Source organism: Halomonas sp. MCCC 1A11062 (assembly GCF_021404355.1).
Classification (GTDB): Bacteria; Pseudomonadota; Gammaproteobacteria; order Pseudomonadales; family Halomonadaceae; genus Halomonas; species Halomonas aerodenitrificans.
Genome location: NZ_JABFTW010000002.1, coordinates 90477 through 104692, shown reverse-complemented (window position 1 = coordinate 104692; position 14216 = coordinate 90477). Strand labels below are relative to the sequence as shown.

Below are 14216 nucleotides of genomic sequence, written 5' to 3'. Positions count from 1 at the left end.
CGTCGCTCCATTGGCGCTCGAACGTGGGTGTCAGGGGGTGTAGAAACGGAACGCGGCAAAGTCGACGTATTGATCGCGGGGCGTGCGCCACCCTTCGCCGGTGCCACCGAAGAAGGTCGAGAACATCAGGCCGTCGACGGTGAGGTCGGGCGTAGTGCGAAACACCACGTTCTGGTGCTCCAGCACGGGGCGACCGTCGACCCACAGCCTGGCAACGCCATTCTCCTGGCCGGGATCGTTGAGTACGACCTCCTGCTCGACGGTCACCCATTGGCCAAGGGGAAAATGCCAGAAGCCGCGCCCGATCGAAGCGCCCTCGAAGCCGACCACATAGGGGTAGAGTTCGCCTTCGCCCTCCTCGCGCCACATCAGGCGCATCGAGAAACCGTTCACGCCGTCGACCTCTTCCCCGCCCGAGGGGGCTTCACCGCCATACAGCCCCGGCAGCTTGCCACCGCGAACGAAGTCGAAATCGGCAGGAAAGCGGACCATATAGCTCAGGCAGGCACGGTCGGCCCCCTGCAGAGAGGGCGGATCGCTGTAGAAACCGGCGCCACCGCGGGGCTCTTCTCCCGGCGATGAGGTGCCGGCGGGGTAGTGTACGCGTAGGCCGGGTTCGCCGATGCCGGTCTGTCCGGCGCCCAGCCGCTCGACGTTCTCGTCGGTGCCCCAGTGGCGCGTGGTATGAAAGTTCTGGCGCACGGCGGCATGGCCGTCCGCAGCTGTGGCATTCGCCGCCTGGCGTGGCCGCGGCGTCTCCATTGCCGTGTAGCGCTGCGAGCAGGCTATCTCCTGTGGAATGTCAACGAGGGCCTCTGCGCCCTCATCAGCGTGGCCGACCGCGACCGGTAGCAGGGTCAGGCATCCCAGCAGCAGGCTGGAATGCATGCCGACGGAACCGCGTTCCTTAGCTGTCGTCGGTAACTTCATCGTTGTCCTCCATGGCTGCGCGGTAGATATCGTCGCCGAACTGGATGACCGAGCGTACGCCCTGCCAGATTCGCTCCGAGGCGGCACCCAGCAGCGGGGCTTCGGTAAAGCGCACGTCCACCGGCTGGCCGACGCTCTCGGCCGGCAGCGGCTCCTCCGGTACCAGCAGCACGCTGGCTACGTTCTGCTGCTGTCGCACCCAACTGGGGAACCCGGCGCGCGGTTGGCGCTCGACGTCCAGCGCGACGTTGCGCACTCGGGCGCGAATGGGCTGGTTGGCATTGGCCAGGGTGACGTAGGCCTGCTGGTCGGGGTCGATACGACTGATGTCGTTCATGTGGACCAGCGCCTCGACCAGCACGTCGTCCTCGTCGGTACGGATCAGCGTCATGATCCGTTCGCTTTCGTTGATGTAGACCCCGTCGGCACTGCTCAGCGCCCATGCCACCAGGCAGTCGCAGGGGCTGTAGATGTCGTTGCTGGCCATGCGGGCTTCGAGGGCGGCGATACGCGAGCTCTCGTAGTCGCGCACCGTTTCGAACTGGTCGATACGCGCCTGCGCGATCTCCGGCGAGACGGACTCGAAGGTCATCGTGTCGCCGCTGGCCGGCTGGGCCGAGTTGGCCAGGCTGACTTCCTGCATGCCGCCTTCGATGTGCTCGCGCAGGTTGTCGAGCAGCCGGTTGTTGTAGTCCAGCGCCGCCTCGGCAAGGATCAGGTCGGATTCCAGGTCGCTATTGATCACGTTGGTCAACAGCTGGTCGCGCTCGACCTGGTCGCCGGCCACCAGTTCATGTTCGCCGAGAATGCCCGGGCTGGGAGCGCGAATGTCGATGCGCGGTGCCGTCACGGCGGCGAAGCTGGGCTCGATCAGCATGAAGTTGCGGTAGGCGGTTGCGGCGCCTACCAGGACCAGCACGCCGATGGCGGCAAACAACAGGATGTAGCGCCCCATGGGCTTGGGCGGCCGTGCCGGCGGTAGCGCTCTGGACGCCTGGCGCTTGCGGGGCGTCTGCGGGTCTTCGCCACCAATCAATCCTTCGACATTGGGCGAGCGGCCGCTGAGGGCGCTGCGGATGATCTGGCGTAGCAATTCGCGGTGCTGCGGCTCGATCTCGGTAATCTCGAAGCTGACGTCGTAACCCTCGCCGCGCTCAGCGGGCGTGGTGCGCAAACACTCCGCCTTCAGTGGGACGATCAGCTCGGTGGCGCCTGCCATCATCAGCAGCGAGGCGGAGATGCGCTCGCCGGGCTGAAAATCGCGCCGGCTGTGGGCGGAAAAGCCGCCCAGGGAGACGTCGTTGCCACTCAGCTCCGTATCGCTGTCGCCCAGGTCGACGCGAAAGGGCAGGGTAACGCGAATGTAGCCGCGCTCGTCGCGCCGTTCGTGCTGCAGGCGGTCGCCACGAGTCAAGCGTGCGCTGTCGTGATCGACGCCGCCCGGCTCGGCGGCAGCATCGGGTTGCCTCCTTGCGCGATTCCCACCGAGGGTAGGCTCGTGTCGCTTGGGGTCGTCGTTGGAAAAATGATCAGTCATCCGTAGGTCGCTCCTTGCGTCAGGGTTGAGTCGCCGCTACTTCCGTTTGGGCGGCGGGCTCGACCCTGAGTCTTACGTTGACGAGGGTCAGGTTGTGTTCATCGAGAGCCAGTTGGCAGGACGCATCCACGGTGCACTGCACGGCATCCTGGATCGGCTCGCCATCGGGTCCCTGCATCAGTTCCGCCAAGGTGGGCGATATCGCCAGCGTGGTGCGGCGATTGCCTTGGATCTGCCTGTCGCTCGGTCGGGCGCTTTGCTGCAGGGTGTCGATCAGATCGCCTTCCAAGCGGAAGTGTCCTGGCGGGAGCTGCACCGCTTCACTCGTTCTGTTATCGGCCATGGCGGCGGCGATCCAGCGGTCGAGCCTCTCCGGCTGTTGATTGCGCTCCCAGGTCTGGTCCCGGGCGATATGCAGCGACGTGCGGTCGGGTGGGGCCATCACACCGGTCGACAGGATCAGCACGAACAGCAGCACGCCGTAGGCAAAGCCATGCAGCAGGTGGCCCATTCGGCGTTGCCTGCGGGCCGCTACTGGATCGTCCGGCTCGCCCGCCGAAATGCCCTGGCGCGACCACTTCTGACGGTTGAAGCGGAAGCTGACATAGGTCTTCAGCATCGCACCCCACACCTGGTTGTAATAGATCAGCGGGATCCACAGCAGGCTGAAGCGCCCGCGCTGCCAGGCAAGGATCAGAGTGGCAATGCCGCGGGTCATCAGGATCCACAGCACATAGGCGAAGAAGAACGAGGGCCTGATGAACAGCGATACCAGGGTCACCACAGTGGGCCCCACCAGCGTCGTCCACATGGAGAGGCGCTGATCGACCAGGCTCCACCAGGTGAACATGCCCATCGGGCGAGGCCCCAGCGCAATGGCGCGGTTACTGGTGCGCAGCATGTTGCCGTACCAGCGACGCATCAGGTCGGTGGTCGAGGCAAAAAAACGCCGCCGATCGGGCAGTTCCTCGAATCCCGTCACGTAGACGTCGGGAATGTAGAGCATGCGCCAGCCGTTCTTCAGCAGCCAATACCAGGACGACTTGTCGTCCCCCGAAAGGAACTTGAAGTTGCCGAAGCGCCAATGGTCGACGTGGTCGCTCTCGATCAGCTCGATGAAGTCGGGCTGGGTCGCCAGGTCGGCGCGGAATACGCTGTAGCGGCCGGTAAGCACCAGCAGCCGACGCGATACCGACATCGAACTCATCATCAGGTGGCGCTGCGCATAGCGCAGGTCATACCACTCGCGGGTGGCGTCGTTACCGGTGACCTCGGCACGGTTGTTGGTAGTCAGTGCCCCCAGGTCGTCCTGTGCCGCGAAGAAGGAGAGCGAACGGGACAGCGTTCCCGGCTCGAGCCGGATATCGCCATCCATCGAGATCAGCAGCGATCCCGGCGCCGGCAGGCGCCGGGAGATCGCCCGCAGCACCTCGGCCATGGCCGAGCGCTTGCCGTCCCCCTTCTGGAACATGTAGCGCACTTCGACGTTCTGCGGCCAGCCGTGCTCGTCCATGACGTGGGTGATGACATCCACGTCGGTACGGTCCGAGACGGAGGCGAAGATCGTCGTCGGCACGCCGTAGGCGTGAGCTTCCCTGACCAGGGCATCATAGACCTGGAAGTTGACCCGAGCCTCGATGCGGAACGAGGTGCACAGCACGAAAAGCTCCGGAGGCTTTTCGTGCTCGTCCACCGCATCGGCCTCGGCCCGCATGCGCGGGAAGATCACCCGGTTGTACCAGACCGAGCGGATTGCCTGCACTGCCCACCAGGAGTACCGCCAGATGGCAATCGTCCCGATGACGAAGAAGAAGTTCTGCGACTCGGGCGAAAACACATCCGTCGGCAGCTCGCTGACGATCAGGATCAGCAGCGCCATGCCGAACACGAAGGTAGTCAGCTCCGTGATTCGGCTGGCGACGGTGTGGTCGCGGGGAGTAGAGGACATTGCAGCTCCTCACGCCAGCACGGGTCGTACGGAGTCGCCTCGACCGATACCGTAATAGGCGAGCCCGGCTCGCTTGACGGTATCGGGTTGGAAAAGGTTGCGACCATCGACCAGCACCGGCTCCTCGAGCTTGTCGTGCAGCTCGGCGAAGTCGATGGTGCGGAAGGCCTTCCATTCGGTGCAGATCACCAGTGCATGGGCGCCCTCCAGGGTGTCGTCGCGACGTTCGGCCAGCACCAGGTCATCGCGCTCGCCATAGATACGGCGACACTCGTCGGAGGCTTCCGGGTCGTAGGCCTGGACACGCGCGCCGGCGTCCCACAGCGCTTCCATCAGCGCGCGGCTGGGCGCCTCGCGCATGTCGTCGGTATTGGGTTTGAAGGCCAGCCCCCAGATGGCGATGGTCTTGCCGGCAAGCTGGCCGTCGAAGGCCTGGCAGAGCTTCTCGAACAGCTTGTTCTTCTGTCGCGCATTGACCCGCTCCACTGCCTTGATCATCTCGGCCGGATGACCGATCTCCTCGGCGGTGTGGGCCAGAGCCTTGACGTCCTTGGGGAAGCAGGAGCCACCGTAGCCGCAGCCGGGGTAGATGAAGCTGTAGCCGATGCGTGGGTCGGAGCCGATGCCATGGCGAACTTCCTCGACGTCGGCGCCAAGGCGCTCGGCGAGGTTGGCGACTTCGTTGATGAAGCTGATCTTGGTCGCCAGCATGGCGTTGGCGGCGTACTTGGTCAGCTCGGCGCTGCGCACGCCCATGAACATCATCTTGTCGCGCTGACGGTTATAAGGGCCATAACACTCCAGCATGGCCTGCTTGACGCGTTCCGAATCGGTGCCGACGACGATGCGCGAGCCGCGCGAGAAGTCTTCGATGGCGGCACCTTCCTTGAGGAATTCCGGATTGGAGCAGACGTCGAATTCTAGGCTCGCGCCGCGCTTCTCGAGCTCGGCGGCGATGGTGCGTTCCACCTTGCTGGCCGTGCCTACCGGCACGGTCGACTTGTCGACGACGACCTTGTAGTCATTCATGTGCTGACCGATGGTTTCGGCGACTTTCAACACGTACTTGAGATCAGCGCTGCCATCCTCGTCGGAGGGGGTGCCCACGGCGATGAACTGCAACAGACCGAATTCGACCGCTTTGGCGGCATCGGTGGTGAACTCGATACGGCCGGCAGCCTTGTTCTTGCCGATCAGATCTTCCAGGCCGGGCTCGTAGATGGGGATTTCGCCAGCATTCAGCCGTTCCACCTTGTCATGGTCGACATCCACGCACATGACCTGGTGGCCGACATCGGCCAAGCAGGCGCCGGTGACCAGTCCCACATAGCCTGATCCGAAGATGGTGATTTTCATGATCGTCATCGCTCCTTGCAGTAATGCCCCGTTCATCCAATCAACGCCATCGCGCCGGCATTCACCGACGCTAACGGCGTACAGGGCTGGGTTTTCTTCGCTAGCGTGCCCTACGGCAGGCAACATCCACGCCAACTGGAAAAAAATCTTCCCAATCAGAGGGCTGGCGTGAAGATAAAGAATTGTTATCAGAAGTGATGGTGCTGTTGTGTCGCCATTAGGAGACGTCTCAGGCGCAAAGTTCACTGAGCCTTGTAGATCAAGGGCTTGATCTGTCTCCTAACAGCGACAAGGTTAGATGGTGTTCGAGTAATCTATTGATGGAATTTGTTTTTTTGAGTAAGTCCTACTCGCTGGCCGATCTGGCCGCTACCCGGGCTTCCATGCGTGCCAGGAAGACGGCCATGATCCGCTCGTAGAGCTGGCGCCCGAGCAGAGCATCCTCGATGCCTGCATCCACGTTGGGGTTGTCGTTGACCTCGATGACCACGACCCGCTCTCCTGCCTGCTTGATGTCGACGCCATAGAGCCCACTACCTATCAGGCGAGTGGCTTTCAAGGCCGCCTTGATGACCGCAAGTGGCACCTCGGACGGGTCGTGAGTAGTGAAACCGCCGCTCTTCACGCGTGCTCCCGAGTGGTCGTAGATCTGCCAATGACCGCGGGCCATGTAATAGCGGCTTGCGAACAGCACCTGGCCGTCCAGCACGCCGATACGCCAGTCGTACTCCGTGGGCAGCCACTCCTGCAGCAGCAGCAGGGCGGAGTCATCGAACAGCCGCTTGCTCTCGCGCTCGAGCTGCTCCAGCGATTCGACCTTGACCACACCGCGGGAGAAGGAGCCGTCGGGAATCTTCAGCACCATGGGAAAGCTCATGCCGGCGAAGCGCTCGGCCAGGGGGCGTCGGTCGCGGCGCTTGAGCAGGATACCCTCGGGCGCCGGCACCCCCCGCGCCCGAAGCAGAGCGTGCAGGTAGACCTTGTTAGTGCAGCGCAGGATATCCCGCGGCGAGTCGATCACCACTAACCCCTCATGTTCGGCGAGCCGGGCCATGCGGTAGGTGTGATGGTCCAGCGCGGTGGTCTCGCGGATGAAGAGTCCGTCGAATTCCGCCAGCCGGCCGGCATCGCGCCGGGTGATCAGCGAGACATCGATGCCCAGCTTGCGGCCGGCGCGAATGAAGGCCTTCAGAGCACTGGTGTTGCTGGGTGGCATGGCCTCCTTGGGGTCGACCAGGATGGCAAGATCGAAGCGATAGCGGCGGCGCGCCTTGGGAGTACGCCATACCTTGCGCGAGTGGCGGTTCAGCGCTGAGGCGAACAGGTCCTGCTCGTCGACGTTGAGATCGCGCAGCGCCACCGGCTTGAGGCGGGCCAGGCGCCACAGGTCGTGGCGCCGCACCAGGCGTGCCTCGAGCAGCGGACAGGGCAGGCGCTCGAAGAGCTTGCGGGCGAGACGCCCCAGCTCGGGTTCGAGGCATTCGCCGAACAGCACCCGCAGCGTCACGCTGTCGCCGGCAAGGCGGCCCTGGCGGGCCAGTTCACTCAACAGCGGGGCCAAGGTATCCAATTGCAGATCGACCAGCGCCTTGCGTGACAACTCGTTTAGGGTCTCGACGCTTGGCAGGACCCGCTGTCCGCGGGCCTGGGCGAGCAGCGAGACGTAGTAACCGGTACCCAGGTAGTCGAGTTCGCCGCACAGATTGATCACATGGGTGCTGCGATCCTGATCGGCGGCACTGCGATGACGGCGGTCCAGGGCGAGAAAGTCGTCAGCGCTGATCAGATCCTCGGAGGGGTAGTAGGGCTGCCAGTCTTCCTGTCGGTCGACGACGATTCGCAAGGGGCACATGGGTGAGTTCCTTTCGGTTGAAGACGACGGCAGGGTGCTGCCAGATGCCGCCAGCATGCCGTTGCAACTTCCTGTCGACAAGCGTATCGACTGGTGAAATGATTTCATGATCCCGACTCTCCAACAGCAGTGTCGGGACCCCTATCGTGTGCCTACGACACATGATGATTGCAGCCCGTTGCGGAGAGTTCGATGAGCGTTACGTTGCGTCAGGCCCGTCCTCAGGATCTGGACGCACTCTATCGCCTGGAACAGCTGGCCTTCAGCGGCGACCGCTTCAGTCGTCGGCAGCTTTGGCACCTGCTGAATCGCGCTCATGCCGAGACTCTGCTTGCCGTAACGGAAGAGGGGCGGCTGCTGGGCTACGGCACTTTGCTGTTTCGTCGCGGCAGCCGGCGGGCCCGGCTCTACTCCTTCTGCATCCACCCGGAAGCGCGAGGTAGCGGCTTGGGGCGTCGCCTGCTCGAGGCGCTGGAGCGCCTGGCCGTGGCTCAGGGGGCCGATGCCCTGGGGCTCGAGGTAAGAGCCGACAACCGTATCGCGCTGGGGTTGTACCGCCGCATGGGGTTTCGCCTGGAGCGCTGGCTCGACGATTATTACGAGGATGGCTGCGCCGGCTGGCAGATGGGCAAGTCGCTCATCGCAGCCGAAGATCCGGTTGAAGAAGCCTCCTAGACGCGCAGGGGACGCGTGGGGCTGGTAGACTTTGCGGCGTACCGGGCAAACAGGGAAAAGCCATGCCTTCTTTCGATATCGTTTCCGAATACGACAAGCACGAAGCCAGCAACGCGGTGGATCAGGCCAATCGCGAGGTCCAGAGCCGCTTCGACTTCAAGGGCGTAAAGGCCAGCTTCGAGTTGAACGGCGACACGGTGCTGCTCGAGGCCGAGGTCGATTTCCAGCTCAAGCAGATGCTCGACGTCTTGCGCAACCGCCTCATTGCCCGTGGCATCGATGCGCGCTGCATGGACGTGCAGGAGCCCGAGCTTTCCGGCGTGCGCGCCCGCCAGGAGGTCAAGCTCAAGCAGGGGCTGGAGCAGAAGGAGGCCAAGGACATCGTCAAGCGCATCAAGGACAGCAAGCTCAAGGTACAGGCCCAGATTCAGGGCGAGAAGGTGCGCGTCACCGGCAAGAAGCGTGACGATCTGCAGGACGTGATCGCCATGCTGCGCGGCGAGGGCGGCCCCGACCTGGCACTTCAGTTCGACAATTTCCGCGACTGAGCCCTTCGAGCTAGTCCTTCGAGCTAGTCCTTAGTGCATAGTGACGGCTCGCCTCCGGGCGGGCTTTCTTTTTTCTAATGCGGCCATAGGGATGGCCGATTGGCTCGCACTGCCGAGATGCGCTTCAATGAGGAGAGCTGGCAACGCCGAATTGGAGCTACCTGCATGCATTCGCTTCGACGCGCTCTCTATATCGCTCTGGCATGGGTCAGCTTTGGACTCGGGGTCATCGGCGTCTTCGTGCCGCTGATGCCGACGACCTGTTTCATGCTCCTGGCCGTCTGGGCGGCCTCTCGCGGTTCGCCGAGCTTCGCCCGGTGGATTCGCGAACACCCGCGCTTCGGTCCCACCGTGGTGGCCTGGGAGGGCGAGCGCGCGATTCCTCGTCATGCCAAATGGCTTGCCGGTGGCATGCTGGCCTTCTCGATCCTGGTGCTCCTCTTCACTCTCAGTGCGGTGTGGTTGAAAGTGCTGCTGGTGAGCGGTCTGACGCTGTTGGGGCTGTGGATCGCCACGCGCCCCGAACCCGTTCGGCTGGACGGCGACTCGGCGCGTTTCGTGCGGCGCTGACGCAATGCGCCTTTGAGGTTGGGGAGCCGCCAACCGTACAATGGGCGCCGACCATGGACAGGAGTCTTCCCGATGTCTGAACCCAAGCCGACGTATCGCCACGACTATCGGCCCCCCGCTTACCGTGTGACCCATGTCGGGTTGACCTTCGAGCTCGATCCCGCGGCGACCCTCGTCAAGGCGAGCCTGCAGTTGGAGCGCAACCCTGAGTGCGAGCTCGATGAGCCACTCGAACTCGACGGCGAGCAACTGATCCTGAAGTCCATCGCCATCGATGGTCAGCCCCTCGCCGGCGACGAGTACACGCTCGGTGAGAGCGGGCTGACCGTACACCGTCCGCCCCAGCGTTTCCGCCTGGACACCGAAGTCGAGATCGCGCCCAAGGAGAACACGGCGCTCGAAGGCCTCTATCTTTCCAATGGCATGTACTGCACCCAGTGTGAGGCCGAGGGCTTCCGTCGTATCACCTACTACCCGGATCGCCCCGACGTCATGGCTACCTTCTCCACCACGGTGATCGGCGATCGAGGGAGCCTGCCGGTGCTGCTCTCCAACGGCAATCCGGTGGAGCGGGGCGAGCTGCCCGGTGGGCGCCACTTCGTCACCTGGGACGACCCCTTCCCCAAGCCCAGCTACCTGTTTGCGCTGGTGGCCGGTGACCTGCAGAAAGTCGAGGATCGCTTCACGACCATGAGCGGGCGAGAGGTCACCCTGCAGATCTGGGTCGAGGAGGAGAACCTGGGCAAGACCGACCACGCCATGGCCTCGCTCAAGCGTTCCATGCAGTGGGACGAGGAGACCTACGGACGCGAATACGATCTCGATCTGTTCATGATCGTCGCGGTCAACGACTTCAACATGGGCGCCATGGAGAACAAGGGGCTCAACATCTTCAACTCGGCGGCGGTGCTGACTCACCCGCATACCGCCACCGACGCCACCTTCCAGCGCGTCGAGGGCATCGTCGCCCATGAATACTTCCACAACTGGTCGGGCAACCGCGTCACCTGCCGCGACTGGTTCCAGCTCTCGCTGAAGGAGGGATTCACCGTCTTTCGCGATCAGTGCTTCTCCGCCGACGTCAATTCGGCGCCGGTCAAGCGCATCGAGGACGTGGCCTTCTTCCGCACCGCCCAGTTCGCCGAGGATGCCGGCCCCACGTCGCACCCGGTGCGTCCCGACCACTACATCGAGATCGGCAATTTCTACACCCTGACCATCTACGAGAAAGGTGCCGAGGTGGTGCGCATGCTGTGCAACCTGGTGGGTTGGGAAGCCTTCCGCCGCGGCAGTGACCTCTACTTCGAACGCTTCGACGGCCAGGCCGTGACCATCGAGGACTTCGTCGCCTGCATGGCCGAGGCCTCGGGGCAGGATCTCTCCCAGTTCATGCACTGGTACTCCCAGGCCGGTACGCCTGAGATCGATGCCTATGGCGAGTACGACTACGCCCACGCCGAGTATCACCTGACACTGCGCCAGCGCACGCCGGCGACCCCGGGGCAGTCGGAAAAGCAGCCGCTGCACATTCCCATTCGCATGGGCTTGGTGGGCACCAAGACCGGCCGCGACCTGCCCTTGATGCTGAACGGCGAGTCGCTCGGCAGCGATGGCGTTATCCATCTGCGTGAAGAGGAGCAGACCTACGTCTTCACCGACGTCTCCGAGGCTCCGATACCTTCCTTGCTGCGCGGCTTCTCGGCGCCGGTGCAACTGCGCTTTCCCTATGCCCGCGAGGATCTGGCTTTCCTGCTGGCCAACGATTCGGACGGCTTCAACCGCTGGGACGCAGGGCAGCGCCTGGCGATGCTGGCGCTGGACGACCTCATCGCCGCCCATCGTAATGGCGTGGAAAAGGTCATGGACCCGCGGGTGGTCGAGGCCTTCCGTGCCCTGCTCGAGCGAGGTGGCGACGACAAGGCGGTGCTGGCCGAGATGCTGACGCTGCCGAGCGAAGCCTACATTGCGGAGCAGCAACCGCTGGTAGATGTCGAGGCGATCCACGCCGCGCGTGACTTCGTCAAGCAGTCACTGGCGGCCACCCTGCGCGACGACTTCCTGCGCCTCTACGAGGAGAACGTGAGCGATGCGCCCTATGCGCCGGAGCCCGAACAGATCGCCCAGCGCAGCCTGAAGAACGTAGCCCTCTCCTATCTCATGGCCATCGAGGACGAACAGGCCATCGAGCTGGCGCGCCGACAGTTCGAGGCCGACCACAACATGACCGACGTGCGCCATGCGCTGACGCTGCTGACCCACAGCAGCCGTGACGATCTGGCCACCCCCGCGCTGCGCACCTTCGGCGAAAAGTGGGCACATGATTCGTTGGTGATGGATCAGTGGTTCACCATTCAGGTCACCCGGCCCCAGCCGGATGCCCTCGATCGGGTCAAGCACCTGATGGCTCATCCCGCCTTCTCGCTGAAGAACCCCAACAAGGTGCGCGCCCTGGTCGGTGCCTTCGCCAACCAGAACCGCATCAACTTCCACCGTGCCGATGGTGAGGGCTACCGGCTGTTGAGCGACGTGGTGATCGAACTCAACCGGCTCAATCCGGAGATCGCCGCGCGACTGGTCACGCCGCTGACCCGCTGGCACCGCTTCGACGAGTCGCGTCAGGCGCTGATGAAGGGCGAACTCGAACGCATCCGCGCCGAGAAGCTTTCGCCGAATGTTTATGAGGTGATCGAAAAGGCTCTTGCCTGAGTAATTTCCTACTGCGCTCGACGACCCACATGGATGTGGGAAGTGCGTTGGTTCGTCGGGAACGAACCTAGCCATCCTGGCCGCCGGCGGTGCCGAGGCGTCGGACCGTCGCTGTCCTCATGTAGCGGGCTACACTCCGGCAGCTGCGCTCCGGCGGCGGCCAGCCTATCTTCGCTCGCTACGGAAATTCCGCCTTTCCCGGTATCAAATAGTGCCGCCCCTGGGGCGGCACTTTGTCTTGGTCTGGGTTTAATAGATCAGCCAGCTCAACACCATCACCCCCAGCACCGCCCAGATCAGGGTGGCGACGATGCGTCGGCGCAACAGGGCGCGCAGCGCCAGGTAGAGCAGCCACAGCCCCAGCAGCAGTACCGCCAGGCTGACCAGGGTGGCAGGGATGCCCAGCGCTGAGGCCAGGCCATCGAAGAAGCCCCGGGCGGAGGCGCCCAGGTTGTAGAAGAAGACGATCAGCAGGTCGACCACGAAGCGAATGATCTCGCCCAGGGTTTCGCCCAGCCAGGAGAAGAACTCTTGCATGCGCAGATCCGTGTTCGGCTTACTCGATCATGTCGAGCACGGTGCCTACGATATCATCCATCGTGACCAGGCCCAGCAACTTGTTGTCATCCAGCACCAGTACCCGCTTGACCGTGCTGTCGGTCATCAGGCTGGCCACGTGGCGCACGTCCAGCGACTCACCGACACCGATGGCCGGCTTGGCGCACACGTCATAGACGTTGATCAGGTCGATGTCGCCGTTCTCGGCGACGATGGTCTTGAGGATATTGGTGTAGGTGATCAACCCCCAGGCATCGTGGGGGTCCTGCTGCTCCACCACCAGGCTCTTGATGTTGTGGCGCTTCATCAGACTCAGCGCGTCGCGCAGGGTGGCGAAGGGGGATACCGTCACCACGTCGCGGTTCATGATGTCCTTGACCAGCATCTCGTTCTCTCCGTCAATCAGTCGCTCAAACGTCTTGCCTGAGCCGCTCTTCGAAGCGTTTGACCTGTGCCATGTCGATGCCGCCCAGGTGTTCCACCGGCAGCGTCATGACCAGGCCGCGCGAATCCTCGCCGGTGGGGTTGAGCACCTGGCGTATCGCCTTGAGCACCCTCAGCGATAACCCCTTCTCGAGGGTCAGCAGCATGATGCTCTGGCTGCCCTCGTAGGTCAGGCCGAAGAAGGTCTTCTTGCGTTCGCCGCCGATGCCGCGTCCGTTCATCAGCGTCATGCCCACCGCGCCGGCCTCGGTGGCAGCGTCGATACACTCCTGTTCGAGGTCTTCCGGCACGATGGCGACCAACAGCGAAAACTTCATCTCGTCTTGCCTCCCGGCTTTGCCACTCTCTCCATCACGATGGCATAGCTCATGACGGTCACGATAGGAAAGATCGAGGCGAAGGCGATCAGCCCGAAGCCGTCGATCAACACGTTTCGACCCTCGATCTGGCTGGCCAGGCCGATCCCCAGGGCGGTGACCAGCGGCACCGTCACCTCGGAGGTGGTCACGCCACCCAGGTCGAAGGCCAGCGCCACGATGTAGCGGGGCGCCAGGGCGGTGAGCAGGATCACCAGCACATAGCCGCCGATGATGTAGTAGTGAATGGAATCGCCGCTGATGATGCGATGCACGCCGATGGTAATGCCGATCGCCACGCCCAGGGCGACAAGTATGCGAATGACGTTGCCCTGAATCTTGCCGGCGGCAGCCTCCTCGGCCTGCTGGCCCACGGCAATCAGCGCCGGTTCGGCCATGGTGGTGGCAAAGCCGATACAGAAGGCGAACAGATAGACCCACAGCCAGGTATCGAAGCCGATCAGCTGAGCGGCCATGCTCTGGCCGATGGGGAACAGGCCGAGCTTGAGGCCGACCACGAAGGCGTAGAGTCCGACGATGACCAGGGCGAAACCGACGCCCACCCTGAGCGGGCTGGCCAGCGGGTGGCGCAGCACGGCGTACTGGAAGAACAGGATCACCAGAATGATCGGCAGCACGTCGCGCAGCATGCCGAACAGGTCGAGAATCATCGTTACCCAGCCGGCTGGTGGGGCGGCGTCGGCTTTGGCACGCAGCACCTCGGCCCCGCCGGCCA

The 14216-nt window shown here is 63.5% G+C and carries 13 protein-coding genes; 4 read left to right on the top strand and 9 right to left on the bottom strand.

The genetic code is table 11. The annotated features are described in order from the left end of the window. Positions 1 to 30: 30 nt before the first annotated feature. The 5 genes from HOP58_RS02995 to HOP58_RS02975 form a co-directional block, all read right to left on the bottom strand. On the bottom strand, positions 31 to 930 hold the full coding sequence (locus HOP58_RS02995) for a polysaccharide lyase (RefSeq protein ID WP_234259501.1): 900 nt from the start codon (positions 928 to 930) through the stop codon (positions 31 to 33). After that, a complete protein-coding gene (locus tag HOP58_RS02990; RefSeq protein ID WP_234259500.1) occupies positions 908 to 2467 on the bottom strand; it encodes an HlyD family efflux transporter periplasmic adaptor subunit in 1560 nt (519 codons plus the stop codon). The genes HOP58_RS02995 and HOP58_RS02990 overlap by 23 nt, the downstream gene beginning before the upstream one ends. Positions 2468 to 2486: 19 nt before the next feature. Then, on the bottom strand, positions 2487 to 4415 hold the full coding sequence (locus HOP58_RS02985; RefSeq protein ID WP_234259499.1) for a glycosyltransferase: 1929 nt from the start codon (positions 4413 to 4415) through the stop codon (positions 2487 to 2489). 9 nt (positions 4416 to 4424) lie between these two features. Beyond that, complete coding sequence (locus HOP58_RS02980; protein ID WP_234259498.1) at positions 4425 to 5771, bottom strand: UDP-glucose/GDP-mannose dehydrogenase family protein; 1347 nt, start codon at positions 5769 to 5771, stop codon at positions 4425 to 4427. A 346-nt stretch (positions 5772 to 6117) separates the two neighbouring features. Continuing rightward, positions 6118 to 7623: a RimK family protein gene (locus HOP58_RS02975; protein ID WP_234259497.1), complete on the bottom strand. Its 1506-nt coding sequence runs from the start codon at positions 7621 to 7623 to the stop codon at positions 6118 to 6120. A 192-nt stretch (positions 7624 to 7815) separates the two neighbouring features. Between HOP58_RS02975 and HOP58_RS02970 the strand changes: the two genes are divergently transcribed. The 4 genes from HOP58_RS02970 to pepN all read left to right on the top strand — a co-directional run bounded on the left by HOP58_RS02970 (position 7816) and on the right by pepN (position 12122). Next, complete coding sequence (locus HOP58_RS02970; protein WP_234259496.1) at positions 7816 to 8298, top strand: GNAT family N-acetyltransferase; 483 nt, start codon at positions 7816 to 7818, stop codon at positions 8296 to 8298. A 62-nt stretch (positions 8299 to 8360) separates the two neighbouring features. Further along, a complete protein-coding gene (locus HOP58_RS02965) occupies positions 8361 to 8846 on the top strand; it encodes a YajQ family cyclic di-GMP-binding protein (protein ID WP_234253876.1) in 486 nt (161 codons plus the stop codon). 165 nt (positions 8847 to 9011) lie between these two features. Beyond that, positions 9012 to 9416, top strand: a complete 405-nt coding sequence (locus HOP58_RS02960; protein ID WP_234259495.1) for a YbaN family protein — start codon at positions 9012 to 9014, stop codon at positions 9414 to 9416. Between the two features lie 72 nt (positions 9417 to 9488). Next, positions 9489 to 12122, top strand: a complete 2634-nt coding sequence (gene pepN / locus HOP58_RS02955; protein ID WP_234259494.1) for an aminopeptidase N — start codon at positions 9489 to 9491, stop codon at positions 12120 to 12122. 249 nt (positions 12123 to 12371) lie between these two features. Here the strand turns inward: pepN and HOP58_RS02950 are convergent, their stop codons facing one another. From HOP58_RS02950 to HOP58_RS02935, 4 genes are read right to left on the bottom strand one after another with little or no spacing between them, the layout of a single operon-like run. Then, positions 12372 to 12659 carry a hypothetical protein gene (locus tag HOP58_RS02950; protein ID WP_234259493.1) on the bottom strand — a complete coding sequence of 96 codons (288 nt, stop codon included), beginning with the start codon at positions 12657 to 12659 and terminating at the stop codon, positions 12372 to 12374. A 19-nt stretch (positions 12660 to 12678) separates the two neighbouring features. Then, the gene (locus HOP58_RS02945; RefSeq protein ID WP_234253879.1) at positions 12679 to 13065 is read right to left on the bottom strand and encodes a CBS domain-containing protein; all 387 of its coding nucleotides are present in this window, start codon (positions 13063 to 13065) and stop codon (positions 12679 to 12681) included. A gap of 25 nt (positions 13066 to 13090) precedes the next feature. After that, positions 13091 to 13441: a transcriptional regulator gene (locus HOP58_RS02940; RefSeq protein ID WP_234253880.1), complete on the bottom strand. Its 351-nt coding sequence runs from the start codon at positions 13439 to 13441 to the stop codon at positions 13091 to 13093. Continuing rightward, positions 13438 to 14130: a DUF1538 domain-containing protein gene (locus HOP58_RS02935; RefSeq protein WP_346657450.1), complete on the bottom strand. Its 693-nt coding sequence runs from the start codon at positions 14128 to 14130 to the stop codon at positions 13438 to 13440. The genes HOP58_RS02940 and HOP58_RS02935 overlap by 4 nt, the downstream gene beginning before the upstream one ends. Between the last annotated feature and the right edge of the window lie 86 nt (positions 14131 to 14216).